We start from the raw sequence: 26,563 nt of genomic DNA on the forward strand, positions 1-26,563 counted from the left end.
AAAATGAAATTATTTAACTACGGTCTTAAATACCTTTATTCCTGTTTCTTGCGATATTTTTACTAAATATAATCCTTTAGGGTAATTACTTAAGTCTATATTTTTAGTGCTAATAGCGTCTGTCTTAATTAAAGATTTACCCATACTATCATATACTTCAATAGTGCCAGTATTTACTCCTGAAATATATAATTTACCGGTGGTTGGATTTGGATAAATTTTTATTGATGAACTGTTTTTTATGTTTATATCCGTATCAGAAAGTGTACCGCTGTTTGCTAAATAGATATTAGGAGCTGCCGGTGTTGGCATACCAACCCCTAAATAAAAACCGGTATGGGCAGGTTGGTTATACGCTACATTTTGCCATGCAATGCTTGTGCGATAAAGAGGATCGTGCATTAATGTAAAAATTCTTTCGGTTGTAGTGTTAGGTGTTGAAAAGATGACCAATTCCGTATTGTCAGACTTTCTCCAAATAATTTCTTCACGCCAATCACCTAAAATGTCCGCAATTAAGCATGGGTTTGATTTTGAACCATTGTTGCTTGTAACAGAAACATTGTCATAATTATAAGCGGTTAAAACTCTATCTGTACTTACTCTAGTAGCATTCCATTTGGTAATAACTGTTCTATCTACTAACTCTCTTAATAAGTCTCCGTCGTACCAAGCAAGCATGTTGAAAGTTGTTCCATTACCAGCTGTTGTTGGATATGTTGTAGAAATGACATCGCCATTAATATTGTGTATACCCGATCCATTAGAGGCCCACATTTCAGCTCCAAGATGATTGGGGTCAATATCAGCAATAACTCCTCTGCCTATATCTCCACTTCCAGGAATAGACCAAAATACTTGTCCCGTTTTCGGGTCTCTATAATCTATTTGTGGTACTTCAGGTCTATTAGCTTCTTCGTGTACCATAAAGTATTCTAAACCTTCACGGGCAGGATCAAAATCACCTAAATGACTCGCATCACCATGTCCAAAGCCGGTAGAGTATAGTACTGTGCCATCATCATCTATGGCTGCCGATCCAAACTGTATTTCGTCTTTTCCATCACCATCTACATCACCAACAGTTATACTGTGGTTTCCTTGCCCATAAACAACTTCTTTACCGCCGCCATCGTTGGTGTCAAATACCCAACGACTTGTTAATTGGCCATTTCTGTAATCAAAGGCAGCTATAACAACTCGCGTGTAATAGCCTCTAGAAAATACTAAGCTAGGGCGTTCTCCATCTAAGTAAGCAACACAGGCTAAAAATCTATCGACCCTATTACCATAATTATCTCCCCAACTAGAAACAGACCCTCTGGCAGGAATATAGTCATGTGTAGTAATAAAAGCTCCCGTTTCACCATTAAAAAGACTTAGATATTCTGGACCAGTTAAGATGTAACCATTTGAAGTTCGGTAATCAGCGTTGGCATCGCCTAAAACGGTTCCAACACCATCAACGGTTCCATCGGCAGTTTTACAGGCAATTTCAGCTTTTCCATCGCCATCTAAGTCGTACACCATAAATTGTGTGTAATGCGCGCCAGAACGAATGTTTTTTCCTAAATCTATAGTCCATAGAACAGTGCCATCCATTTTTAATCCTTGTAAAATGGTATTTCCTGTATAACCACTTTGAGAATTGTCTTTGGAGTTGGTTGGCATCCATTTTAAAATTATTTCATATTCGCCATCGCCATCTAAATCACCTACAGAAGCATCATTGGCTTCATATATATAACTTACATTGTCTGGAGTTGTACCGCCTGTAGGTGCTGTTATTGGTATTTTCTTGTATATTTTATTCCATACATCTATGGGTTTAGAACCCTCTTGTTCATTACCGTTTATAATGGCAGATACGCTATATGTACCGTTAATTGAAGTGTTGTCTACATAATTGCTTGCGCCAGTTATAGGTGTTGCATTTAATTTAGTAGAACCCCTGTATACATTATAAGATGCATTTTCAAATTCATGACCGAAAATTCGCCAACTTACCAATACTTGGCTAGAGGTTGTGCGTACCGCCAATACACCACGGTCTAAGTTTTCCATTTGCTTTTGGGCTATAACAGGAATTGTTATTATAAAAGCTAAAATGCACAGATTGTTTTTTAAATAAGGGCTAAGCCTACTTTTTATTGTCTTAATTTTTAGTAGTTTTCTTGTCATAAAAGTGGTTTAGTATAGTTGTTTTTAGAAAAGATATATAGGTAAATTATATTTGTCACCTTTTTTCTAACATGTTATGTTTAACATGTGTTTAGTAAAAACAAATCGAAAATGTTATTTATGTAATTAACCGTTTTTTGTTAATTGTGAATAACAAATGTAAATTTTACATTTAAGGATACTATCCTGTTCCATCCTGTTATAAACTATTTAATTATAGGATAATAGACAAATAAAGCATTGATGTTCATTAGTGTATTTATTGTATTACAAGCTTGCTTTAATTGACATTTGTAAATCATTTAGATTTACTGAATTAATTTCATTATATGTAAAGGGAAATTAATACAGAATGAAAACATAGTATATTTAAAAGTTTTAATTATTATTGAAAATAGAGAAGTAAAGCATATGCAACTATGAATCAAATTTTTGATTTTTTCTTAAATTCATATCAAGATAAAGACACTTTCGTAATTATACTGGAAGCTATTGTTATGGTTACAGGTATTATAAGTGTTTGGTGTGCCAAAAAGGAAAATATTTTAGTATATCCTACAGGATTAATTGCTACCGTAATTTCGGTTTATTTATTGTTAAATGATAAATTATATGGAGATATGATGATGAATTTTTATTTTTCCATAATGAGCATATACGGTTGGTGGAATTGGTCTAGAACTAAAAACAATAAAAAGGTAGTTGAAATTTCAATAACAAACACTAAGGAGAAAGTCATTGGTTTTGGTTTGTTTGTTTTTACCATAGTATTTACATACATAGTTTATAGCATTTTCGGGAACGAAATAACAACTTCAAATTACGTAGATATGTTTACATCCGGTCTGTTTTTTACAGCTATGTGGTATATGGCAAAAAAGAAAATTGAGAATTGGACACTTTGGATTATAGCCGATATTGTTACCATTCCACTCTATGCCTACAGAGGTTGGGGTATGCTTTCATTTCAATACCTTATATTTACGGTTTTAGCGGTACAAGCTTATTTTTTATGGAAGAAAAATTTAAACAACAACCTTCAAACTGCATAAAAGTAGTCTTATTTGGCCCAGAATCAACTGGAAAAACAACTTTATCAGTTCAATTGGCGAGATATTACAATTCGGTTTGGGTGCCAGAATATGCTCGCGAATACCTTCAAAATAAATGGAACGATGAACGAAAAACCTGTGAGCCAAACGATTTATTGCCTATTGCTGAAGGTCAGGTTAAATTAGAAAACAAATTGGCTCAAAAAACCAATACAGTTTTAATTTGCGATACCGATTTGCTTGAAACCAAAGTATATTCCGAAGCCTATTACCTAGGTTATTGCGACCCAATCCTTGAAAAATATGCGTTAGAAAACACTTACGATTTGTATTTTTTGACCTATATTGATATCCCTTGGGAAGCGGACGATTTAAGGGACAAACCAGAAGAACGAGAAGCCATGTTTGAAGCTTTTGAAAATGCTTTAATTGAAAACAATCGTCCTTATGTTTTATTAAAAGGTGATAAAAAAGCACGCTTAGAAATGGCAGTTAAATGTATTGATGAATTACTAAGTAAAAACAAGTAATGTTTAGAGAAGAGGATATTCAACAAATAGAAAATCACGGATTAACGGTTGAAAAAGTAAAAGCCCAAATAGAACTTATTAAGTCTGGAGTGAGCTATTCAAATTTGGTAGATGCTGCAACTATTGGCAATGGTGTTCTAAGAAAAAATGATGAGCAACAACAAGGTTGTATCGATTTTTTTGAAAGCAAACGACACGAGTTATCCATTGTAAAGTTTGTGCCAGCTTCAGGTGCTGCAACACGTATGTTTAAATTTTTGTTTCAGTTTTTAAATGAATTTGATGAAACCAAAGATACTATTGAAGCTTATTCTGAAAAAAACAAACTCTTTAACGAGTTTTTAAACGGTTTAGAAAAGCTTCCTTTTTATGAAATAGTTAGAAGCAAAATGGAAGAGGCAAATCCAAATATAGATAGCTTACCATTAGCCGAACAATATGTTTTGTTTGTAAAAACCATGCTGGATGCCAATCAATTAAACTATAGTTTTTTTCCAAAGGGATTATTGCCATTTCATAAATACGAAAATCACGTTTCAACTGCTTTTCAAGAACATTTATTAGAAGCTACCATGTATGTAACTTTGGGAGATGCTACGCATTTGCATTTTACCATATCGGAAGCACATAAAGAAATGTTTGAAGGAGAATTAAAGCTTATAAAAGAAAGACTTGAAAAAGAAAACAACACGCAGTTTGATGTGTCTTTTTCATACCAAGGCAACTCTACCGATACTATTGCTATCACATCAAAAGATGAACTTTACAGGACAGAAGATGGTAAATTACTATTTAGACCATCGGGTCACGGCGCTTTAATTGAAAACTTAAACAGGTTAGATTTCGATCTTGTTTTTATAAAAAACATCGATAATATTGTTGTGTTAGAACAAAATATAGAGATTTCAAACTATAAAAAAATGTTAGCTGGAATTTTGTTGCAAATACAAAGACAAGTGTTTAAATATTTGAACAATTTAGACGATGACGACATATCGGAAGATGAGGTTAATAACATTGAACTGTTTGTGATAAATCGTATAAATGTTGAGTTAGACGAAGCTTATCAAAACTATACCTTAAAAGAAAAAAGAACTTATTTACATAGTAAACTTAATAGGCCAATGAGGGTTTGCGGTATGGTTAAAAATGAAGGGGAGCCAGGAGGCGGACCATTTTGGGTAAAGGATGAAAATGGTGTTGTTTCATTGCAAATTGTTGAGTTTGCCCAAATTGATATTGAAAATCAATCACAAAAAAGTATTGTAGATAACGCAACCCATTTCAACCCGACCGATTTGGTTTGTGGGGTAAAAGACTATAATGGGAATAAATTTGATTTAACTAAATATGTCGATCCCAAAGCTGCTTTTATAACCATGAAATCTCAAAACGGAGTTGATATAAAGGCCTTGGAACTTCCTGGATTGTGGAACGGAAGTATGGCTCATTGGAATTCTATATTTGTTGAAATTCCAGTATCAACTTTCAATCCAGTAAAAACAGTAAACGATTTACTAAAACCTGCACATCAAGTTTAACCATGTTTGATAGAGACGCCTTATTGCAAGAATTAACTTTTAAAGCCGTTAGAAGTTCTGGTGCTGGTGGACAGCATGTAAATAAAGTGTCTTCAAAAGTAGAGCTTGTTTTTAATTTATTTGAATCCGAAATTCTTAATGAAGATTTAAAAGAAAGACTCATTAATAAACTTCAAAACAGATTAACAAAAGAAGGGGCTTTAATGCTCCAATGCGATGAGAGTAGAAGTCAGCATAAAAACAAAGAACTTGTAATAAAACGTTTTTTTGAACTTATCGAGCGCAGTTTGGTCATTCCTAAAAAACGAATTCCTACAAAAATTCCAAGAGCCGTTATTAAAAAACGCTTAAAAAGTAAGCGTAAACTGTCTGATAAAAAGGCAAATAGGCAAAAACCAGACTTAGATTAAAAAAAGTACAATTGTTAATTGCCAATTGATAATTGGTTACTACATTTGCACCGTTCTCATAAAGGGGTGCTCGATTGATTGATGATTGACGATTAACGATTGAAGATTAATGAATAAAACGTTCAAAAATCTAAAATCCATAATCCAAAATCGTAAATCCATTTGGCTGAGATCATACCCAATGAACCTAGAACAGGTAATGCTGTTTAGGGATTAAAATTGAAAATTCAAAGTATTACGAACGTGGTAATATTTTGCAAAATTCAATAAAACAATAATTATTAACCATAAAGAATAATTACCTCTTTTTATTCGATTATATATTTAATCGATATGAAAAATTTATTTCTTTTTTTAACACTATTTGTGTTATCAGTCAGTGCAAGTGCACAAAACAATCAAATTTTACAAGATTCCACTAAAACACAAAAGCTAGATGAAGTTTTAGTAAACGCCGTTAGGGTAAATGCAGATTCGCCAATAACGCATTCAAATGTGACAAAAGAGCAATTGTCTAAACGCAATTTGGGGCAAGACCTTCCTGTTTTGTTAAATTATTTGCCATCAGTTGTTACCACGAGTGATGCTGGAGCAGGTATTGGTTATACTGGAATTCGAGTAAGAGGTGTTAGCGGAGGGTCTACCAATGTTACCATTAATGGAATACCTTATAACGATGCCGAAAGTTTAGGTGCATTCTGGGTAAATTTACAAGACTTTTCTTCTTCCATTGAGAATTTACAAGTGCAGCGTGGTGTAGGTACATCTACCAATGGTTCGGGTGCATTTGGAGCCAGTATTAATATCTTAACAGATGCTGTAAATAATGATGCTTCGGCTTCAATATCAACTAGTTTTGGAAGTTTTAATACTTTAAGAAACAACGTGAAATTTAGCACCGGTTTGCTAAATGATAAAGTTGAAATTTCTGGTCGTTTATCTAAAATTAAATCAGATGGTTTTATCGATAGAGCAAGTTCAGATTTGAAATCTTACTTTTTACAAGCAGCTTACAAAGATAGTAACCGACTTATTAAAGCCATAGCATTTGGAGGAGAAGAGGTTACCTATCAAGCTTGGTACGGTGTGGATATTTTTACAATTGATACAGATAGAACGGTAAATATAGCAGGAACCCAAATGGATGATGCAGGAAATATTACTGGATACTATGATAATCAAGTAGATGATTATAAACAAGATCATTATCAGTTACATTGGAATGAACGATTTAACAATACATTATCTTTAAATGTAGGTTTGAATTACACTTACGGAAGAGGGTTTTATGAAGAGTATGTGGATGATTACTTTTATCAAAACGTTTTCTTTTCTGATGACTCAAAATTTTCGTTCTTAGGATTAAATCCAATAAATGTAGATGGAAATACGGTAGAAAGTATGGATTATGCACGCAGAAAATGGTTGGATAACGATTACTACGTTGCAAACATTAGTTTAAATTATAAAAACAATAAGTTAGATTTAATTGCCGGAGGATCATTCAATTTATATGAAGGTGATCATTTTGGTGAAATAATTTGGGCACAATATGCTGTAGATATTGATAAAGACCATCGTTACTACTTTGCCAGCTCTCGCAAAAGTGATGCCAGTGGTTTTGCTAAAGCTACTTATCAACTTAATGATAAATTGAGCTTATATGGAGATATGCAGTATAGACGTGTAGATTATAAAACTTCAGGAATGGCCTCTAATCGTACCGCATTTGAAGTTGATAAAGCCTATAATTTCATCAATCCAAAAGTTGGAATTAGTGTAAACCTTGACAAGGAAAATAATTTATACGCATCGTATGCTAGAGCCAATAGAGAGCCTAGTAGAACAGATTTTGAAAATGGTCCAGATGTAAAGCCAGAACAGCTTAATGATTTTGAGTTAGGGTATAGATATAATACCAAAAACTTAAAATTCAATGCTAATGGTTATTTTATGTATTATAATGATCAGTTGGTGCTAACAGGAGCTATTGATGATGTTGGAGCACCTATTAGAGCTAATGCAGGTGAAGGATACCGAGCAGGGGTGGAGCTTGAGGGATTTTTAGTGTTGAATGATAAAGTTTCTTTACAAGCTAATGCTACTTTAAGTAGAAACAGAAATTTAAATAAAGGACAATTTTTAAATGGCGAAGCTTTGGGAGAGACCGAAATAGCATATTCCCCAAGTACTGTAAGCAGTACAGTTATTAATTATGCTCCTGTTAAAAATTTACAATTAGCATTTATTAGTAAATATGTTGGCAAACAACTTATGAATAATATTGGGGACAAAGATTCTAAAATAGATGCTTATAATACCGTGGATTTTAATGTGAATTACGAGTTGAAGCCTAAAGCAATCTTTAAGTCTATTATAATAAATGGAATTATAAATAATATATGGGGCGCTGAGTATAATTCTAATGGTTTTGATTATGGAGGAGGATATTATGTGTATTACCCACAAGCAAAAACCAACTTTTTAGCAGGTATTACTTTGATGTTTTAAATTTTTGTCTCAAATTCAAGTATAAAAAAGCGGTCCTAATTAGTACCGCTTTTTTTAATTGTTATAAATTCTAATAATAGAACCCGAAACTTCAACCCTATAGCGAATTAAAGGGTATGAGCCTGTTGTGCCTTCCCTTTTAACGCCATTAAGCAAATCATAAGAATTGCCGTCATCGCAATTACAAGAGGCAATAAAACCTTCAACGCTTAGTTTGGAACAGGTGCTTATTTGGTGGTTTGGGTCTGTAATTTCAAAAGCATTATAATTACTGCCGCCTGCGTAAAAAAGCACCACGCCATTAATACCATACGGACTGTTCAAAACAATAGAATTGTTAGGGAATTTTAAATGGCTGTATTGCGGTAAATTCGTGTTAATTAAGCTTCCTGTGTTAAATTCATAATTTGGTAAATAAGGGTTTTTGGTTACGTTATCCGAGCTGCAAGCTGTCAATAACACAAAACAAATTATATATAAAAAGGACTTCATATTTAAGTATATCATAATTTTCAATTTACAACATTAAGCAAAATGCGCTAAATATTTTGTATATTTGTTACTCAATCTCGTATATACGAGATTTTTTTATGCTGAACGCCTATACTTAGAGATGTTGAAGTAGGTTTCAGCATTTTATAATTAATAAAACGATGAAGTTATGAGTAAAGTATCATACTATACACCAGAAGGGTTAAAAAAATTAAGAGAAGAACTTAAGCAATTAAAAGATGTGGAACGCGTAAAAGCATCTAAAGCCATTGCTGAAGCTAGAGATAAAGGCGATTTAAGTGAAAATGCAGAATATGATGCTGCTAAAGAAGCACAAGGCATGCTGGAAATGCGTATTTCCAAATTGGAAGATGCGTTGGCAGGAGCACGTATTATTGATGAATCGCAATTAGATAATTCTAAAATATTGGTATTATCTAAAGTGAAAATAAAAAACCAAACCAATGGTATGGAGATGGTTTACACCTTGGTGGCCGATGGTGAAGCAGATTTAGCTTCGGGAAAAATATCCGTAAATTCACCTATCGGAAAAGGATTGTTGGGCAAATCGGTAGGCGATGTTGCCGAAATACAAGTACCTAATGGTGTAATGAAATTTGATATTATCGAAATATCCAGATAATTCTTAAAAAAAATATTTATAAAAGATTCCTAGTTAAACTAAATTAGGAATCTTTTATATTTACAATTATTCACATCAACTCTCAATAATATGGCTTCAATTTTTACTAAAATAGTTAACGGAGAAATTCCTTGTTATAAAATAGCAGAAACCGATGAGTTTTTGGCATTTTTAGATGTAAATCCCAATGCAAAAGGGCACACTCTCTGCATTCCTAAAAAGGAAGTTGATAAAATTTTCGATTTAGACGAAGCTTCATACCTAGGGCTGATGCAGTTTTCAAGACGTGTAGCCAAAGCTATAGAAAAAGCCATTCCATGTAAACGCGTGGGGATTACCGTTATTGGTTTGGAAGTGCCACATGCCCATGTTCATTTAATTCCGCTGCACAGTATGGAAGATGCTCGTTTTATTCAAAAAACAAAACTAACTCCAGAAGAATTTCAAGAAGTTGCAAACAGTATTAAGGCGCAATTATAGTTGGCTATATACTAAAACGGACACAATACAAACAGCTATAATAACACCAGAAATAATAGCCAACCAAGATGCTTTTTTTAGATGCATAGATGGGTTTCTTGGGTTAAACGCTTTTTTGTGATATTCAAAAACGCGTTCAATATCATCTGTCCAATTTACAGGGTAAATGATGCTTTTACAATTATCGCAGGCCATATCGTACTTAATTTCAGATGTAACAGATTTATAAAAATTGTTTTCTACAACTTTTTGGCTGCAGGTTAAATGTAAGCCATCGTTATTGTAGCAAATAGGGCAGTTGTTATTTAGATCTACTTTTTTTATAAATATAAATTGCTCAGTCATAATTTATGCACGTTTAAGCGTGATTTGAAAGGTGGTTCCTTTGCCTATTTCAGAATGTGATACTTTTATTTTTCCATCATGGAAATCTTCAATAATACGTTTTGTAAGCGATAAGCCCAATCCCCAGCCACGTTTTTTAGTGGTGAAACCGGGTTCAAATATTTTATTGAAATTCTTTTTGCTTATGCCTTTTCCCGTATCGGTTACACAAATCATTATGGTGTTTTCCAATTGTGAAATTTCAACGGTAAGTTTTCCGCGCCCTTTCATAGCGTCTATGGCATTTTTTACCAAATTTTCGATACACCAACTGTACAGTTGTTTGTTTAGGTTTACTAAAATTTTTCCTTTAGGAATAATAATATCAAAATCTATTAGGTTTGAAGAACGTGCCTTTAAGTAATCATATGAATCGATGGTTTCTTTTACAATATCAGCAACTTCTAAGGTAGGAACGGAGCCTATTTTGCTAAAACGCTCAGTAATGGTTTGTAATCTGTCAATATCTTTTTCAATTTCGACAATATAATCGGGGTTTGTGTTTTCGGATTTTAAAATTTCTGTCCAACCAATTAAAGACGATAAAGGTGTGCCTATTTGATGCGCCGTTTCTTTAGCCATACCAGACCAGAGTTTGTTTTGAGTGGCATTTTTATTGCTTCGGTAAAAAAAGAAAACAACGGCACCAAACAAGAAAACAATGAGTAATAAGGCTAACGGATAGTATTTTAATTTGTTCAGCAATTCTGAATTTCCATAATAGATAGTGCCAACAATACTATCATCTAATTTTACAGGAATAGGTTTGTTCTCTTGTTCAAACTTGACAATTAATTTTTTTAAGTAGAGTGAATCTGAAATTTTTTTCTCGTTGATGTTGTTGTAACTACTCAAACTGCCATCTTCATTTATAACAAGCATAGGGGTAGTTTTGTTACTGCTAAGTATTTTTAAAGTTAAATCTAAATTGGCATTGGGTTCCGAATTTATAATGTCGGTTTGTGCGAACGACCAATTTTCCATCTTGGTACGTTCTTCTTCCTTAAAATGCTGGAAAAACTCATAGGTTTTCCATAAAATAAGCGATACAATAGCAAACGATGCTATTATAATAACCCAACGTAACGTGTTGCTGTATTTTGTAAAAATCATTCTTAAATTAAATAACTTGTAATATAATGCAAATCTGTTAATATTATTGTTCAAGTTGTTAGTAAAATGGTTTTTTGTTGTACTTTAGTTTAGTTACTTTTGTTGAAATTAAAAAAGTTTAATGCTTTCGATAAATCCAAAAAGCTTATCTACCAGTAAATTACATAGTTATTTGTTAAGTGCTGTAGCGCCAAGACCTATAGCTTTTGCAAGTACGGTTGATGCCGATGGACATGCTAATTTATCGCCATTTAGCTTTTTTAATGTGTTCAGTGCGAATCCACCTATATTGGTTTTTTCACCTTCGCGACGCGTAAAAGATAATACCATTAAGCACACGCTTCAAAATGTAACAGCAACCAAGGAAGTAGTTATTAATGTGGTGAGTTTTGATATGGTTCACCAAGCATCGTTAAGTAGTACCGAGTATCCCGAAGGTGTTAACGAGTTTGAAAAGGCAGGTTTTACTATGTTGAAGTCTGATTTGGTAAAACCATTTCGTGTCGCCGAATCACCCGTACAATTAGAGTGTAAGGTAACCGATATTATTGCTTTAGGAAACGAAGGTGGCGCAGGAAATTTGGTCATTTGTGAAGTGGTAAAACTTCATATAGATGAAGATGTTTTAAATGAAGATGGCTCCATAAACCAAGTAAAATTAGATTTGGTTGCCAGAGCAGGAGGCAGTTATTATAGCAGAGTAAAAAAAGGCTTTTTTGAAATACCGAAACCTTTAACAACATTGGGTATTGGGGTTGATAGTTTTCCCGAAAAGGTTAAAAACAGTATGGTTTTAACAGGAAATGATTTGGGTATGTTGGGTAATGTTGAAAGTTTACCTACAGAAGCTGAAGTAACTGCTTTTATTGCAGATGTTAGTGAAAGGTATCCAGACATGAAGAACATGCCCCATAGACAAAAGCATAAGTTGGCACGTAATTATTTAAGTTTTGGTGATGTAGAAAGTGCTTGGAAAGTATTGTTGTCTTAAACGAATTGAAAATATTAATAAGAATAAAAATAGATTAAATGGAAGTTCAAGGAAGAATTAAAATGGTAGGCGAAACTCAAACTTTTGGAGGTAATGGGTTTAGAAAAAGAGAAATTGTAGTAACGACTGAAGAGCAATATCCACAACACATTATGGTGGAATTCGTGCAAGATAAATGCGATTTACTTAACAGTTATAAAGTAGGTCAGCAAGTAAAAATAAGCATCAATTTGCGAGGTAGAGAATGGGTGAATCCACAAGGTGAAACTAAATATTTCAACTCCATTCAAGGTTGGAGAATTGAGGCATTACAAGCAGCAGCGGCTGATGGAAGTTTGCCACCAGTACCACCAATGGATGCTTTTGAACCAGCAGGTGATTTGAATGAAGACGATCACGACGATTTACCATTCTAATCAAACCGTTTGTTGCCCTGAGCTAAGTCGAAGGGCTTATAATAACAACCTTCATGTTTGCAATAACATGGAGGTTTTTTACTTTTACATACTTGCTAAAGAAGCATAGCTCAAAAACAACAAGCTGTTTTTAAATGCATTTACTAAATCAAAATATAAAGTTCCCAGATGTCTCCAAAGCCACTGAAGATGGTTTGCTGGCTATAGGTGGCGATTTATCGGTAGAACGCTTGGTATATGCTTATAAACACGGTATTTTTCCATGGTTTAGTGAAGGGGAACCTATTTTATGGTGGTCGCCCAATCCACGCTTTGTACTATTTCCAGAAAAGCTAAAGGTTTCAAAAAGTATGAAACAAGTATTAAGAAACAAAGACTATGTAGTTACTTTAAACAAAGATTTTAGGGCGGTAATTACAGAATGTTCTAAAGCCAAACGCAACGGACAAGCAGGTACTTGGATAACAAATGATATGATTGAAGCCTACGTACAATTACATCAATTAGGTTATGCAACATCGGTTGAGGTTTGGGATAGAAATGATTTAATTGGCGGGTTTTATGGCGTAGATTTAGAAAATGGCGTATTTTGTGGCGAAAGCATGTTTGCTAAAAAAAGCAATGCCAGTAAAGTGGCTTTTATCACCTTTATTCAAAACACCAATTATAAGCTTATAGATTGCCAAGTTTACACAAACCATTTGGAAAGTTTGGGTGCTGAAGAGATTTCTAGGGAGATTTTTATGGAGTATTTAAGGGTTTGATTTCAGACCTCATTGTATCTAAAGCAACCAGCTTCATGGTCGTTCACCATACCCGTAGCTTGCATGTGGGCATACATAACGGTAGAACCCACAAATTTAAACCCACGCTTTTTTAAGTCTTTACTTAGAGCATCGCTAATGGCGGTGGTAGGAGGAGCTTCTTTATAACTTTTTAGCTTGTTTTTTATAGGTTTACCATCAACAAATCCCCAAATGTATTTACTGAAACTGCCAAATTCCTCTTGGACCTTTATAAATAATTGGGCATTGGTAACGGTGGCATTCATCTTCAGCTTATTTCTAATAATGCCAGCGTCTTGTAGTAAAGCATCTATTTTATCTTGGCTGTAGGTTGCTATTTTTTTGTAATCAAAATTATCAAATGCTGCCCTAAAGTTTTCGCGTTTGCGCAAAATGGTAATCCAACTTAAGCCTGCTTGGAAAGTTTCTAATATTAAAAATTCAAAAATGGTAGCATCATCGTAAACCGGAACGCCCCATTCTTGGTCGTGGTATGCTTCATATAACGCATCGCCTAAGCACCAACCGCATTTGTGTTTTTCAACCATAAAACTTATTGTAAGGATTAAGGTAAATGTATGACAAAAGTCATTTAAATTAAAATATGAAGGCACTATTTTTGTGTTTTAACAGCATGGTATTATGGATTCAATTATAAAAAATAGTTTAAAGAATAGTTCAACTTATCAAGTTTATAGAGAATTAGTTAAGGAATTATCTGAGCAAAACTCAACAACTGGAAATGATAAGACCGAGGCTTTGGTAAATTACACCAAGCTGAACGAGAGGCGCATGAACCGCTGGGATAAAACCTTAAAAATTACTGAAGCAGCACAACAAGAAATATGTGAATTTGACCAAAATGTTACTTGGTTGGTTATTACCGAAAGTTGGTGTGGCGATGCAGCACATGTGTTGCCTGTATTGAATAAAATTGCTGAATTAAATAATCACATTGATTTAAAAATTGTGTTGAGAGACAAAAATCCTGAACTTATGGATGCGTTTTTAACCAATGGAAGTCGTTCCATACCCAAACTGATTATGATTGATGATGAAACGGGAGCGGTTTTAAACAGTTACGGGCCTAGACCAAGCGAAGCTTCTAGTCTTGTAAACGCTTACAAAGCGAAACATGGGGCTTTAAGTCCAGAATTTAAAGAAGATTTGCAACATTGGTACAATAGTAATAAAGGGCAAAATATTATTGATGATGTTACCAATATACTTTGTGAATTACAACCTACAGTTTGCCAATAAAATGAAAGGTAATAGACCCTAATTGGGTTTTTTTAGAAGCATCAGCACTAAAACGTGAACTTTTAGCATACTCTAAAGCATGTTGAACTAAACAGTCGTTTTTTGTAGAAGATGCATTGTTAAAATAAGCATCTGTAACGTTGCCATTGGCGTTAACCGTAATATTTATAACTATTTTCCCATCAACTTCACATAAATACACGGGTATAGGAATGGAAACTTTTTTTCTATCTACCAACGAAAAACTAACAGTACTTTTGGTGTTAACACCGGTATTTTGTTGTTGTTTTAATAAATCGTTTACTTTGCTATAAGAAGATAACTCTTCTTTGTTCACAGCAGGTTTTAAAGGCTTGTTTTCGCCTAAACTGTTAGATTCATCACCTTCACCATCGTTTTCTTCGCTATTAGCAGGTACATAATCTTCAGGCGGTGCAATTTGCTTGTAAGCTTGTGCAAAATGCTTGTTATTATCGGCTTCGTTATAAGCACTATTGGTTTCGGCTTTGCTATTATTGAGTTTTTCCAAAGCCTCAATTAATTTTTTATCTTCTTCGGTCAGTTCTTTTTCGGGTTCTAACTCGTAGTAACTTTCGGCAATGGCTTCTTCTTGGTTTTTAATGCTTAAGTTAAAAACAGACAAAACCACCGTTCCGGAAATTAGAAAGGTAATGAGTAGGGCTTTATGTTGATCTGTTAGGCGCAAGCAAATAGTTTGTTTTATGTAGAATACATACTATATACGGCAAAATAACATAAAAAGTTTAAAATAACATGAATTCTAAAAAAATAGTTACACTTGATAAACCTTCTAGTGTTTTGTAGCCAAAACGTTTTCTGGTAAAATCCAATCCAATTAAAATGGAGTTGTTTTTATCATCTATGTCTCCCTGAAAACCAATTCCTAGTTTATACATATTGCCTTTTTCAAAAGATTTCCCCATGCCTAAAAGTGTACCATAACCACCGCGTATAAATAGATTGGTGTCTTTTGCAATAACGTTGTGTTGTAAACTTAAATATGCTGGAAAAAAGTGAAGTCCTTGTTTGGAATGCCAATTGTATTCAAAATTAAGACCAATAGATGTGCGTTTGTCAAATTGATATCCCACTGTATTATTTACGAATAAAGCACTAGATTCAAAGAATGTTTCTTCTTCATCATTTCCAATGGTGTAATCTCCATTGATTGTTAATGAAGTGGCAAGTGAAAATTTGTAAAAAATGCCACTTGTTTTTTCTGGTTTTGGAGCTTCAGGTTGTTGAGCAAAACCGAGGTGAAAAGTGGATAAAACCAATATCAGAAACAGGCGTACTTGCTTCATAGTAGATATGTTTATTAAGGTAAATATAGTATATATTCCAATATCTATTTTAAACCTTCGATAAAACTTTCAATAGTTACAGCATTGTCTACATGGAAATCGCCAATTTTTGTACGTCTTAAAACTGAAAGATGTGCGCCAGATTGCAATGCTTTACCAAAATCGTTAGCTAAGGAACGGATGTAAGTCCCTTTGCTGCAAACCACTCTAAAATCAACTTCTAAACCATCAATGTTGGTAATTTCAAACTCTGAAATATTTACAGTTCTTGCATTAATTTCTACATCTTCGCCAGCTCTAGCAAATTCGTATAAGCGTTTGCCATCTTTTTTTATAGCCGAAAACACAGGAGGGAACTGCTGGATTTCTCCAATAAATTGCTTGGTAGTTTCCTTTATTAAAGCTTCAGTAATATGATTAGTGGAGAAGGTTTCATCAATTTCAGTTTCCAAGTCAAATGAAGGCGTCGTGCTGCCTAAAACAATGGTGCCTGTATATTCTTTTATTTGTGCTTGAAAGGAATCGATTTGTTTGGTCATTTTTCCTGTACACAGCACTAATAGGCCTGTTGCCAACGGATCTAAAGTGCCTGCATGCCCTACTTTTATTTTTTTAATATGGAAGGCTTGACGAATTTCCCAACGCAGTTTGTTAACTACTTGAAACGAGGTCCAATGCAGTGGTTTGTCTATTAAAAGAACTTGACCAGATTGATAATCTTCAACTTTAAGCATTAAACAATAGTTAATTTATAAATAAAAAAGTGAATGATTAACAAAGCAATACCAAGTATAATACGGTAGTAGCCAAAAAGTTTAAATCCTTTTTTGCTTAAATAATCGATAAACGATTTTATAGCGATAAGCGCCACAATAAATGCCAAAACATTCCCGATAATTAGATAGTTTATTTGGTCGCTGCTCAATTCAAATCCAGCTTTATAATAATCGTAAAGTTTTTTTGCGGTCGCTCCAAACATGGTTGGAACAGCTAAGAAAAACGAAAATTCGGCGGCTGTTTTTCTGTTTAATTTTTGGGTCATACCACCAACAATACTAGCACCACTACGGGAGGTTCCAGGAATCATGGCAAGACATTGAAAAAAGCCAATTTTTAAAGCAGTTGCATACGTTATCTTCGTATGTGCGTCAGGGTTTGCTTCATCATATACTTCGTTGGCTTTAAACCAATCATCAACTTTCAATAAAATAAATCCACCTAAAATTAAGGTAATGGCAACCACTACGGGACTTTCCAATAATTCGTCAATCACATCATTCAATAACAATCCTAGAACGACAGCGGGAATAAAAGCAACCAGTAATTTGAAATAGAAATCTAAACTTTGAAAAAAGCGTTTCCAATATAAAATAACTACCGATAAAATAGCACCAAGCTGAATAACAATGGTGAAAAGCTTTGTAAAATCGTCTGAGGCTATTTTCATAAAGGACGATGCTATAATCATGTGACCTGTGGATGATACGGGTAAATACTCGGTAATCCCTTCAATAATAGCTAAAATAATGGCTTCAATGTAATTCATGGGGCAAATGTATTAAAATACATAAATCAAATAGCGAAATACTGTTTGAATTTATTGTAAATATAGACGGCCTAAGCGTTGTGGAAGTTTATATCTTAGCAGTATATTCTACTTTTTAATAATGAAAATTGTTCTCGCACCCGATAAATTTAAAGGCTCTTTAACAGGGTTGCAATTTTGTAATGCTGTTGAAGAAGGTATTAAGGAAGTTTTGCCTAAGGCGGAAATTATCAAAATGCCATTGGCTGATGGTGGCGATGGTACTATTGATATTCTGGATTACCATTTACAAGGAAAGCGTGTTAAAGTAAAAGTAAACGACCCACTTTTTAGGGATATTGAAGCGTCTTACCTTTATATGGAATCCATACAAACGGCATTTATTGAAATGGCAGAGGCTTCTGGTATGCACCTTTTAAAAAAAGAAGAACAGAATTGTTTTAATACCACAACCTTGGGTACAGGTGAACTTATTTTAGATGCCATTCATAAAGGTGCTAAAACCATTATTTTAGGAATTGGAGGTAGCGCCACCAACGATTGTGGTATGGGTATGGTAACGGCATTGGGTTATAAATTTGAAGATGCACATGGTAAGGAGTTGCAGCCGATTGGGAAAAATTTATCAAAAGTAAAGTTGATTAATAGTAGTAGTGCTGTAGGCTATTTAGAATCGATTGAATTTAAAGTTGCTTGCGATGTTACAAATCCATTATACGGAAAAAATGGTGCGGCTCATGTTTATGGACCACAAAAGGGAGCGTCGGGTGATGAAATTGAGCAGTTAGATAAAGGCTTAAGAAACATGGCGTCCATTTTTAAAAAACAATTCAATATAGATGTTCAAAATATAAAAGGAGCTGGTGCTGCAGGCGGTATGGGCGCGGGAACTTTTGTGTTTTTAAATGCTGAATTGAAATCGGGTATTGATTTGGTAAAAGATTTAGTAGGGTTTGATACTAAAATAAAAGGAGTCGATTGGGTTGTTACTGGTGAGGGGAAATTGGATTTGCAAACACTTTCCGGAAAAACGATTGACGGGGTTATTACATCTGCTAAAAAACAAAATATTCCAGTAGCTACTTTATGTGGCAGTATTTCGCTTTCTAAAACAGATGCTGAAAAATTCGGTATTTCTTATATAGATGCCGTTATGGAACAAGCAAAATCGTTGGATGATGCTTTGCAAAATGGATATGATTATGTAAAGAAAATGGCAGTAAAGTTTGCAGAGACTATTGCTTAAGATTTCTTATCCGGATTTAAAAGAATCGCATAAATTTCAATACCAAAACCTAAAAGCACTAACATAGGTGCTAGCCTGATGCGTCTCCAACTAAAAATTTCTGGGTTAAAAACGTTCGGGTCGTCGCTACCGCCACCAGACATTAAAATAAATCCTAGTGCAATACACGCTAAACCTATAAACATGAATTTATAGTTTTTCTTTCCGAATATAAAAACAGCCTTTTTAGCTTCTTTTTGTTTTTGTTCTCCCATGATTGTTAAAAGTAATACTGCAAATTAACATAATTATTTAAATACGATACGTTAAGGCAATTATAAATTGTTGGTTTTTGCGTTAGGGGTTGCAGCGGCATCCTTTTTTGCCATTAAAAGCAAAAAAGATATAGCGGAAAACCCGACCCCTTAGGGTAACGCCCAAATTAATAATACAACGCGTCCGTTTTTAAATTTAAGAAACGTTGTGTGGCTATGTGTGTACTTATCCAAGTAATTAAAATGCCTAAGGCAAATATAGTAGCGAAAAGCAGCACGACTAAAACTGGCGCGTTTAGCAAGCCTAGTTCTGGGAATGTTTTGTTGATGTAATACAACACAATAGCCATGCCTATTAAAGCGATAATGGCACCTATAATGCCTAAACGGATGCTTTTCCAAACAAACGGTCTGCGAATAAATTGTTTTGTGGCACCTACCATTTGCATGGTTTTTATGGTGAAACGTTTTGAATATACGGCAAGCCTTATGGAACTATTGATTAATAAAACGGCTATTATTGTGAAAATACCACTGATAACCAATACCCAGAAACTGATTCTTCTAACATTCTCGTTCATAAGGTTTACAAGGTCGTTGTCATAAGTTACCTCATCTACAAAGTTTTTTGAAGTAGCTTCTTCCGATATTTTTTCAAGATGTTCTGAAGTTACAAAATCGGCTTTTAAGTGTACATCAATCGAGTTTTGTAGCGGATTGTAGCCTACAAAATCCATAAAATCTTCACCGTTTTCGGCTTTTAAAAATTCGGCAGCTTGTTCTTTTGAAACATATTCAATGCTTTTTACATAATCGGCCATTGCCAAACTTTTTTCAAGTTGTTTTATTTCAACTTCTTTGGCAGTTTCTTTTAAGTATATGGTAACAACAACTTGTTCTTTAAAATGGTCGGATACTTTTTTAGCGTTTAAAACCAGCATGCCCAATAAACCCAATAAAAACAGTACCAGTGCAATGCTTAGTACCACTGAAAAATAAGAGGAAATCAGTCGTCGTTTTTGGTCTTTTTCAAAAGATGAACTCATAAAGTATAGGATTAACGGTGTAAAAATAGTAAAGTATTCTATTATGCTAAGTATTACAACGTTTAAAGTTTTAAGATTGTTTTACAATAAATAAATATACGCCTAATTTTTTTGTGGTTTGCTGGTTATATAAACGCCTACACCCACCAAAATACAGCTTGCTATTTTAATTAAATTAATGTCTTGGGCATATTGGCTTTGTACAAAAACATACGCCAATAAGCTTACCAAAATAAAACTAACTGCTGGTTGCAGGTAGGTATAACTGCTGGTTACCGAAGGCGCCAAATGGTTAAGCGCATATATGTTGAATAAGTAAGCAAAAAACGTGGTAAACAAAACCACATAACCAATAGTTAAATAGGTGCTGGTGGTAAAGGCTTTAAAATCGGTGTTTAAAAAATCTGAAATTCCAAACGGAAACACATAAAGAAAACCAAACAAAAATATCCAGCTCACTACGGTTATGGCATGGTATTTTTTCATTAAGGTTTTAGCCAATACCAGGTACAATCCATAACTAGAGGCGTTTAAAAGCACAAACAAATTGCCTAAAAAAGAACTTGTTCCAACGGTTTTGTTACCATATATAATTAAAAGTATAGCGCCAATAGCGCCCAAAGTGATGCCCAATATTTTGTTTTGGGTAATGCGTTCTTTTAAAATTAGGTAGCTAAAAATTAAAACAATTACAGGGGTTGTGGTTGTAATTATAGAGGCATCAATAGGCGATGTTAAATTAATACCATGAAAAAACAACAATTGATTGGCGGCACCACCAAACAAACCACAAAGGGCCAACATTAAAAAATCTTTCTTTTCGACTTTCTCTTTAACAAATAATAGTTTGATGGCCCAAAAAAGAAGTACACAACATGAAAGCCTAATAATAACAAAAGCAGTCGGACCAATTTTATCAGGCATAATGCCCTTAGCAATAATGTAGTTGGCCCCATAAATTATGTTGGCCCCTAGCAATGCTAAATGTGCTTTGGTGGTATCTTTAATCAATCTGATATGCGGTTTAAGCGGCGAAATTACAAATTGCATTTTAAACAAAACCTTAAATAGCTGTTATATTTATAGATATAAAAAGGGAAACGCTTTCAGTTTTCTGTAGAAAGCGTAAATTTGCGCTTTCAAAAGCAGAAATACAGAGAGATGACATACAATTTCAACGATATAGAAGCCAAATGGCAAAAATATTGGGCGGAAAACCAAACGTTTAAAGCAGAGAATAATTCAGAAAAACCAAAATTTTATGTGTTGGATATGTTTCCGTACCCCAGTGGTGCGGGCTTGCACGTTGGGCATCCGTTGGGTTATATCGCCTCTGATATTTATGCGCGTTACAAACGTCATCAAGGGTTTAATGTATTGCATCCGCAAGGCTATGATTCTTTCGGGTTACCGGCAGAACAATATGCCATTCAAACAGGGCAACATCCTGCAATTACAACTGCTGAAAACATCAAAACCTACCGCAGACAGTTAGATCAAATCGGGTTTTCATTCGATTGGTCGCGTGAGGTTCGTACATCCGACCCAAGTTATTACAAATGGACACAGTGGATTTTCATTCAATTGTTTAATTCTTGGTATAATAAAGATGCTGATAAAGCGGAAGATATTTCAGAATTGATAAAAATATTTGCTTCGGAAGGAAATTCAAAAGTAAATGCGGTTTGCGATGCTGATATAATTTCATTTTCTGCTGAAGATTGGAACGCTTTTGATTCCAAAAAACAACAACAAATTTTATTACAATATAGATTAACGTATTTAGCCGAAACTGAAGTGAACTGGTGTCCTGCATTAGGAACTGTATTGGCAAATGATGAAATTGTAAATGGTGTATCCGAACGTGGTGGACATCCTGTAATTAGAAAAAAAATGACCCAATGGAGTATGCGTATTTCGGCGTATGCCGAACGTTTGCTTCAAGGTTTAGAGAAAATAGATTGGACCGATTCTTTAAAGGAAAGCCAACGAAATTGGATAGGGAAATCGGTTGGAGCATCGGTGTTTTTCCCCATCCTATCCTTCCCCAAAGGGGAAGAGAAAGCAGGTTCGCTTACTCATGCGGGGTATATGACAGGTGGAAATAATTCGCATTTGTTATTGGAACGCGCTAAAGAAATGCGAGCAAATCCAACTCAGGCAGAAGCTGCATTGTGGGAACAGCTAAGGAATAAAAACTTAGATGCAAAATTTAGACAACAGCATTTAATTGGTGATTATATTGTTGATTTTGTTTGTTTGGATAAAAAATTGATTGTTGAAGTAGATGGCAAAATCCATGAAAATCAATTGGAAGAGGATGCAAAGCGAACTGAAATTCTTGAAAATGATTATTTCAAAGTCATTCGTTTTTCAAATGAAGAGGTTTTAGGAAATATTGATAGGGTTTTAAATGAAATAAAAGAGGAATTATCTCAAAGAGAATCTGTTAAAAATGATTCGCATTTGAGTGAGCAAATTCCCCCTTCGGGGGTTAGGGGGATTGAGGTATTCACCACAAGACCCGATACCATTTTCGGTGTAAGTTTTATGACATTGGCTCCAGAACACGAGTTAGTATCACAAATTACCACCCCAGCACAAAAAGCGGAGGTTGAAGCCTATGTTTTAGCAACCGCAAAACGTAGTGAGCGCGATAGAATGGCCGATGTAAAAACCATTTCAGGAGCGTTTACAGGGGCGTATGCCGAACATCCTTTTACCAAACAACCTATTCCGGTTTGGATTGGCGATTATGTTTTAGCGGGTTACGGAACAGGTGCGGTGATGTCCGTTCCATGTGGCGACCAACGCGATTACGATTTTGCAAAACATTTTAATATCCCAATTCCAAATATTTTTGAAGGGGTTGATATTTCAAAAGAAGCATACGCTTCAAAAGACAATGTGGTAATTGCCAATAGCGATTTCCTTAACGGATTAAACTATAAAGAAGCCACCAAAAAAGCCATTCAAGAGCTTGAAAAATTAGGTCAAGGACAAGGAAAAACAAATTACCGTTTGCGCGATGCTGTTTTTTCTCGACAACGTTATTGGGGTGAACCATTCCCGGTGTATTATGTAAACGGCATGCCACAAATGATTGATGCGAAACATTTGCCAATACGTTTGCCCGAAGTTGAAAAATATTTACCAACCGAAACCGGCGAACCCCCTTTAGGTAACGCCACAGTTTGGGCTTGGGACACCAATAAAAATGAAGTTGTTTCCAACGATTTAATAGACAATAAAACCATTCACCCACTAGAGTTGAACACCATGCCAGGGTGGGCAGGAAGTTCTTGGTATTTTAACCGTTACATGGATCCGGATAATACCGAAGCATTTGCTAGTCAAGAAGCCTTGGATTATTGGAAAGATATCGATTTATACATTGGCGGAAGCGAGCACGCCACAGGGCATTTACTGTATTCTCGTTTTTGGCAAAAATTCTTGTTTGATAAAGGATTGGTGCCTGTAGATGAATATGCTAAAAAGCTGATTAACCAAGGCATGATTTTGGGGACTAGTGCTTTTGTATACTTGTTGACATTTGAAAATGTATCAGATGATATTATAAATCAATTTGAAGGTCTTATTTTCGGTGAAGAACAAAAAGAAAAAATTGAAGAATTTATAGCAAAATATAGTAGAAAAGTTTTTGTTTCTTATGGATTTTTGAAGGATCATCCTTTGAAAAATATAATTCCTAAAGATGGTAAAGGGATTTTACACACTCATTATCCCAATGTTTACGAAGGATTAAAAGAAACTTTTAAAGGTTCTGGTTATGAAGAAATACTAAGAGGGGTTATGTTTGATATTTCTGAAATACATTCAGATGTTGCTTTTGTAAATTCATCGGACGAATTAGATATTGAAGCATTTAAAAATTGGCGTGAAGATTTTAGAGATACTGAATTTGTATTAGAGGAAGGTGTTTATAAAGTAAAACGCGAAGTCGAAAAAATGTCCAAATCCAAATACAACGTAGTCAATCCAGACCAAATTTGTGTTGATTATGGTGCTGACAGTTTACGTCTTTACGAAATGTTTTTAGGGCCATTAGAACAATATAAACCTTGGAATACCGCTGGTATTACAGGCGTGCATGGTTTCCTTAAAAAACTATGGAAATTGTATGTTGGCGAAAACGGATTGCTTGTTAATGATGCAGAACCATCAAAAGAGGCATTAAAAACGCTTCATAAAACCATTAAAAAAGTACAGGAAGATATCGAGAATTTCTCATTCAATACTTCGGTTTCAACGTTTATGATTGCTGTAAATGAATTAACGGCTCAGAAATGTACTTCAAAAGAAATTTTAGAACCTTTATTGGTGTTATTATCGCCCTATGCACCACACATTGCCGAAGAATTATGGAATCAATTAGGGCATAACGAATCCATTTCAACGGCACCTTTCCCAAAATTTGATGCCAGCCATTTAGTAGAAAGCAGCAAAAATTACCCAATTTCTTTTAACGGAAAAATGCGTTTTACTTTAGAATTACCTATGGATTTTAACGCGCAGCAAATTGAAGAAGCGGTTATGGCAAACGAAAAAACCCAAGAACAATTGCAAGGTAGAACCCCTAAAAAAGTCATTATTGTTCCTGGTAAAATTGTAAATATCGTAGGCTAACGTTAGCTACTGGTCATGTCGACGATAGGAGACATCACATAACAAGAATCTTTTAATTCATGATGTGATGTCTCAATCGTTCTTCATTTCGACATGATAAATAATTGGCTTTTCAACAAAAAATCACATTAAATGGACTATATAGAAATCATTGGTTTTTCAGCAGCAACATTAACAACAGCGGCATTTTTGCCTCAAGTTTATAAAACATGGAAAACCAAAGATGTTTCAGGTTTATCCTTGCCCATGCTATTCATGTTTTTTATTGGTGTTTTTTTGTGGCTTGTTTATGGTGTTTACAAAGAAAGTCCGTCTATGATTTCCGCCAATGCAGTAACTGTAGTATCTGCTTTTTTCTTAGTCTACTTCAAAATTAAATACGGTAAAAAATAGTTAGAAAACAATTCTTTTGGTGCTCTGTTTTTGTTTTTCAGAGTAGTTTGGTATTTCCTATTAAATTGATGTGTTTTATTTTATTCCTAATAAAAAGTTAAATTTGATGATAATTATTCATCAAAAATAGCTTTTTATATATTATATTCAATCTATTGTTTTAATATTGCAAAGGTTTTTAGACTAACTTAAAATAAAAATACTATGAGAATTGGTGTTCCAATAGAAATTAAAAACAATGAAAACAGAGTGGGGATGACGCCCTCTGGAGTGTTCGAATTAACTAAAAGAAATCATTCAGTTTACGTACAGAAAAATGCGGGTTATAACAGTGGTTTTTTAGATGTAGATTACGTAGGTGCTGGTGCAACTATATTAGATACTATTGAAGAAGTTTATGAGGTTGCGGAGATGATTGTTAAGGTAAAAGAGCCTATTGAACAAGAATATACTTTTATAAAACCAAACCAAGTAGTTTTTACATATTTTCATTTTGCATCTAGCGAAACGCTAACCAATGCCATGATAAAAAGTAAGTCTATTTGCATTGCTTATGAAACGGTAGAAGATGCTGATGGTACATTGCCACTTTTAATACCTATGTCTGAAGTAGCAGGAAGAATGTCTGTACAGCAAGGTGCCAAATATTTAGAAAAACCTATTATGGGACGTGGTATTTTATTGGGTGGTGTTCCGGGAGTACCACCAGCAAAAGTGCTTATTTTAGGTGCTGGTGTGGTCGGCTACCAAGCTGCAAAAATGGCTGCAGGTTTAGGGGCTAGCGTTCATATTTTGGATATTAATATGAAAGCCTTACGTTATGTGAGCGATTCGATGCCAAATAACGTAGTTAGCGAATTTTCAAGTGAATATAACATTAGAAAGCATATTGTAGATTCTGATTTAATTATTGGCGGTGTACTTATAAAAGGCGCCAAAGCACCAAAATTAATCACTAAAGACATGCTTAAGGACATGCGTCCTGGAACCGTAATGGTTGATGTGGCGGTAGATCAAGGTGGTTGTTTTGAAACTACCAGACCTACAACCCACCAAGACCCAACATATATTATTGATGATGTAGTACATTACAGTGTTGCCAATATGCCGGGAGCTGTACCCTATACGTCAACCATGGCGTTAACCAATGTGACGTTGCCTTATGTTATTAAATTGGCAAATGAAGGTTGGGAAAAAGCCTGTGAAAACAATCCGTCTTTAGCAAAAGGACTAAACATTGTAAAAGGAGATATTGTTTACAAAGAAATAGCGGAAGCCTTTGATTTAGAGTTTGCTGAAACATTGTAAGCTTTAAGT

General features: G+C 34.5%; 27 protein-coding genes. 15 read left to right on the forward strand and 12 right to left on the reverse strand.

Annotation, left to right across the window (positions count from 1 at the left end; genetic code table 11):
• Positions 1 to 9: 9 nt before the first annotated feature.
• Positions 10 to 2,181, reverse strand: a complete 2,172-nt coding sequence (locus ACGK9U_RS10065) for a T9SS type A sorting domain-containing protein (protein WP_394466244.1) — start codon at positions 2,179 to 2,181, stop codon at positions 10 to 12.
• 419 nt (positions 2,182 to 2,600) lie between these two features.
• On the opposite strand from ACGK9U_RS10065, the gene pnuC reads away from it, so the two are divergent.
• From pnuC to ACGK9U_RS10090, 5 genes are all read left to right on the forward strand, one after another.
• Positions 2,601 to 3,233 carry a nicotinamide riboside transporter PnuC gene (pnuC, locus tag ACGK9U_RS10070; protein WP_394466245.1) on the forward strand — a complete coding sequence of 211 codons (633 nt, stop codon included), beginning with the start codon at positions 2,601 to 2,603 and terminating at the stop codon, positions 3,231 to 3,233.
• Entirely contained in the window at positions 3,194 to 3,763 is a 570-nt protein-coding gene (locus tag ACGK9U_RS10075) for an AAA family ATPase (protein WP_394466246.1), read from the forward strand. The genes pnuC and ACGK9U_RS10075 overlap by 40 nt, the downstream gene beginning before the upstream one ends.
• Positions 3,763 to 5,304: a DUF4301 family protein gene (locus ACGK9U_RS10080; protein ID WP_394466247.1), complete on the forward strand. Its 1,542-nt coding sequence runs from the start codon at positions 3,763 to 3,765 to the stop codon at positions 5,302 to 5,304. The genes ACGK9U_RS10075 and ACGK9U_RS10080 overlap by 1 nt, the downstream gene beginning before the upstream one ends.
• Before the next feature lie 2 nt (positions 5,305 to 5,306).
• Positions 5,307 to 5,714: an alternative ribosome rescue aminoacyl-tRNA hydrolase ArfB gene (gene arfB, locus ACGK9U_RS10085; RefSeq protein ID WP_394466248.1), complete on the forward strand. Its 408-nt coding sequence runs from the start codon at positions 5,307 to 5,309 to the stop codon at positions 5,712 to 5,714.
• 333 nt (positions 5,715 to 6,047) lie between these two features.
• Positions 6,048 to 8,225, forward strand: coding sequence for a TonB-dependent receptor (locus ACGK9U_RS10090; RefSeq protein WP_394466249.1), 2,178 nt, complete (start codon positions 6,048 to 6,050; stop codon positions 8,223 to 8,225).
• 54 nt (positions 8,226 to 8,279) lie between these two features.
• Here the strand turns inward: ACGK9U_RS10090 and ACGK9U_RS10095 are convergent, their stop codons facing one another.
• Positions 8,280 to 8,717 (reverse strand): hypothetical protein, encoded by a 438-nt coding sequence (locus ACGK9U_RS10095; protein ID WP_394466250.1) that lies wholly within the window; start codon positions 8,715 to 8,717, stop codon positions 8,280 to 8,282.
• Between the two features lie 169 nt (positions 8,718 to 8,886).
• Here ACGK9U_RS10095 and greA point away from each other — a divergent pair, with 169 nt between their 5' ends.
• Together greA and ACGK9U_RS10105 are read left to right on the forward strand one after the other, a co-directional pair.
• Complete coding sequence (greA, locus tag ACGK9U_RS10100) at positions 8,887 to 9,360, forward strand: transcription elongation factor GreA (RefSeq protein WP_394466251.1); 474 nt, start codon at positions 8,887 to 8,889, stop codon at positions 9,358 to 9,360.
• A 90-nt stretch (positions 9,361 to 9,450) separates the two neighbouring features.
• Complete coding sequence (locus ACGK9U_RS10105; RefSeq protein ID WP_394466252.1) at positions 9,451 to 9,840, forward strand: HIT family protein; 390 nt, start codon at positions 9,451 to 9,453, stop codon at positions 9,838 to 9,840.
• On the opposite strand, the gene ACGK9U_RS10110 is transcribed toward ACGK9U_RS10105, so the two are convergent.
• The gene (locus tag ACGK9U_RS10110) at positions 9,835 to 10,185 is read right to left on the reverse strand and encodes a hypothetical protein (protein ID WP_394466253.1); all 351 of its coding nucleotides are present in this window, start codon (positions 10,183 to 10,185) and stop codon (positions 9,835 to 9,837) included. The two genes, ACGK9U_RS10105 and ACGK9U_RS10110, sit on opposite strands and share 6 nt — an antisense overlap.
• Before the next feature lie 3 nt (positions 10,186 to 10,188).
• Entirely contained in the window at positions 10,189 to 11,337 is a 1,149-nt protein-coding gene (locus tag ACGK9U_RS10115; protein ID WP_394466254.1) for a sensor histidine kinase, read from the reverse strand.
• Between the two features lie 121 nt (positions 11,338 to 11,458).
• Here ACGK9U_RS10115 and ACGK9U_RS10120 point away from each other — a divergent pair, with 121 nt between their 5' ends.
• The 3 genes from ACGK9U_RS10120 to aat all read left to right on the forward strand — a co-directional run bounded on the left by ACGK9U_RS10120 (position 11,459) and on the right by aat (position 13,508).
• Positions 11,459 to 12,328, forward strand: a complete 870-nt coding sequence (locus tag ACGK9U_RS10120; protein WP_394466255.1) for a flavin reductase family protein — start codon at positions 11,459 to 11,461, stop codon at positions 12,326 to 12,328.
• A 38-nt stretch (positions 12,329 to 12,366) separates the two neighbouring features.
• The gene (locus ACGK9U_RS10125) at positions 12,367 to 12,744 is read left to right on the forward strand and encodes a DUF3127 domain-containing protein (protein WP_394466256.1); all 378 of its coding nucleotides are present in this window, start codon (positions 12,367 to 12,369) and stop codon (positions 12,742 to 12,744) included.
• A gap of 134 nt (positions 12,745 to 12,878) precedes the next feature.
• The gene (gene aat, locus ACGK9U_RS10130) at positions 12,879 to 13,508 is read left to right on the forward strand and encodes a leucyl/phenylalanyl-tRNA--protein transferase (protein WP_394466257.1); all 630 of its coding nucleotides are present in this window, start codon (positions 12,879 to 12,881) and stop codon (positions 13,506 to 13,508) included.
• A 2-nt stretch (positions 13,509 to 13,510) separates the two neighbouring features.
• Here aat and ACGK9U_RS10135 read toward each other — a convergent pair whose 3' ends face one another.
• Entirely contained in the window at positions 13,511 to 14,077 is a 567-nt protein-coding gene (locus tag ACGK9U_RS10135; RefSeq protein ID WP_394466258.1) for a DNA-3-methyladenine glycosylase I, read from the reverse strand.
• Between the two features lie 94 nt (positions 14,078 to 14,171).
• Between ACGK9U_RS10135 and ACGK9U_RS10140 the strand changes: the two genes are divergently transcribed.
• A complete protein-coding gene (locus ACGK9U_RS10140; RefSeq protein WP_394466259.1) occupies positions 14,172 to 14,789 on the forward strand; it encodes a thioredoxin family protein in 618 nt (205 codons plus the stop codon).
• Here ACGK9U_RS10140 and ACGK9U_RS10145 read toward each other — a convergent pair.
• From ACGK9U_RS10145 to ACGK9U_RS10160, 4 genes are read right to left on the reverse strand one after another with little or no spacing between them, the layout of a single operon-like run.
• Positions 14,773 to 15,495, reverse strand: a complete 723-nt coding sequence (locus ACGK9U_RS10145; protein WP_394466260.1) for a hypothetical protein — start codon at positions 15,493 to 15,495, stop codon at positions 14,773 to 14,775. The two genes, ACGK9U_RS10140 and ACGK9U_RS10145, sit on opposite strands and share 17 nt — an antisense overlap.
• Before the next feature lie 58 nt (positions 15,496 to 15,553).
• On the reverse strand, positions 15,554 to 16,114 hold the full coding sequence (locus tag ACGK9U_RS10150) for a hypothetical protein (protein WP_394466261.1): 561 nt from the start codon (positions 16,112 to 16,114) through the stop codon (positions 15,554 to 15,556).
• A gap of 44 nt (positions 16,115 to 16,158) precedes the next feature.
• A complete protein-coding gene (truB, locus tag ACGK9U_RS10155; RefSeq protein ID WP_394466262.1) occupies positions 16,159 to 16,848 on the reverse strand; it encodes a tRNA pseudouridine(55) synthase TruB in 690 nt (229 codons plus the stop codon).
• The gene (locus tag ACGK9U_RS10160; RefSeq protein ID WP_394466263.1) at positions 16,848 to 17,660 is read right to left on the reverse strand and encodes an undecaprenyl-diphosphate phosphatase; all 813 of its coding nucleotides are present in this window, start codon (positions 17,658 to 17,660) and stop codon (positions 16,848 to 16,850) included. The genes truB and ACGK9U_RS10160 overlap by 1 nt, the downstream gene beginning before the upstream one ends.
• A gap of 121 nt (positions 17,661 to 17,781) precedes the next feature.
• Between ACGK9U_RS10160 and ACGK9U_RS10165 the strand changes: the two genes are divergently transcribed.
• A complete protein-coding gene (locus ACGK9U_RS10165) occupies positions 17,782 to 18,906 on the forward strand; it encodes a glycerate kinase (RefSeq protein WP_394466264.1) in 1,125 nt (374 codons plus the stop codon).
• On the opposite strand, the gene ACGK9U_RS10170 is transcribed toward ACGK9U_RS10165, so the two are convergent.
• The 3 genes from ACGK9U_RS10170 to ACGK9U_RS10180 all read right to left on the reverse strand — a co-directional run bounded on the left by ACGK9U_RS10170 (position 18,903) and on the right by ACGK9U_RS10180 (position 21,256).
• Entirely contained in the window at positions 18,903 to 19,160 is a 258-nt protein-coding gene (locus ACGK9U_RS10170; protein WP_394466265.1) for a DUF3098 domain-containing protein, read from the reverse strand. The genes ACGK9U_RS10165 and ACGK9U_RS10170 overlap by 4 nt on opposite strands.
• A gap of 167 nt (positions 19,161 to 19,327) precedes the next feature.
• Positions 19,328 to 20,206, reverse strand: a complete 879-nt coding sequence (locus ACGK9U_RS10175; RefSeq protein WP_394466266.1) for a cell division protein FtsX — start codon at positions 20,204 to 20,206, stop codon at positions 19,328 to 19,330.
• A 102-nt stretch (positions 20,207 to 20,308) separates the two neighbouring features.
• Positions 20,309 to 21,256, reverse strand: a complete 948-nt coding sequence (locus tag ACGK9U_RS10180) for a DMT family transporter (RefSeq protein ID WP_394466267.1) — start codon at positions 21,254 to 21,256, stop codon at positions 20,309 to 20,311.
• Between the two features lie 111 nt (positions 21,257 to 21,367).
• Here ACGK9U_RS10180 and ACGK9U_RS10185 point away from each other — a divergent pair, with 111 nt between their 5' ends.
• The 3 genes from ACGK9U_RS10185 to ald all read left to right on the forward strand — a co-directional run bounded on the left by ACGK9U_RS10185 (position 21,368) and on the right by ald (position 26,554).
• Positions 21,368 to 24,853 (forward strand): leucine--tRNA ligase, encoded by a 3,486-nt coding sequence (locus ACGK9U_RS10185; RefSeq protein WP_394466268.1) that lies wholly within the window; start codon positions 21,368 to 21,370, stop codon positions 24,851 to 24,853.
• 132 nt (positions 24,854 to 24,985) lie between these two features.
• Positions 24,986 to 25,246 (forward strand): SemiSWEET family sugar transporter, encoded by a 261-nt coding sequence (locus ACGK9U_RS10190; protein ID WP_394466269.1) that lies wholly within the window; start codon positions 24,986 to 24,988, stop codon positions 25,244 to 25,246.
• Between the two features lie 204 nt (positions 25,247 to 25,450).
• Complete coding sequence (ald, locus tag ACGK9U_RS10195) at positions 25,451 to 26,554, forward strand: alanine dehydrogenase (protein WP_394466270.1); 1,104 nt, start codon at positions 25,451 to 25,453, stop codon at positions 26,552 to 26,554.
• Positions 26,555 to 26,563: the final 9 nt, after the last annotated feature.

The sequence above is a fragment of the Mariniflexile sp. HNIBRBA6329 genome, from assembly GCF_043558645.1.
Taxonomy (GTDB): Bacteria; Bacteroidota; Bacteroidia; order Flavobacteriales; family Flavobacteriaceae; genus Mariniflexile.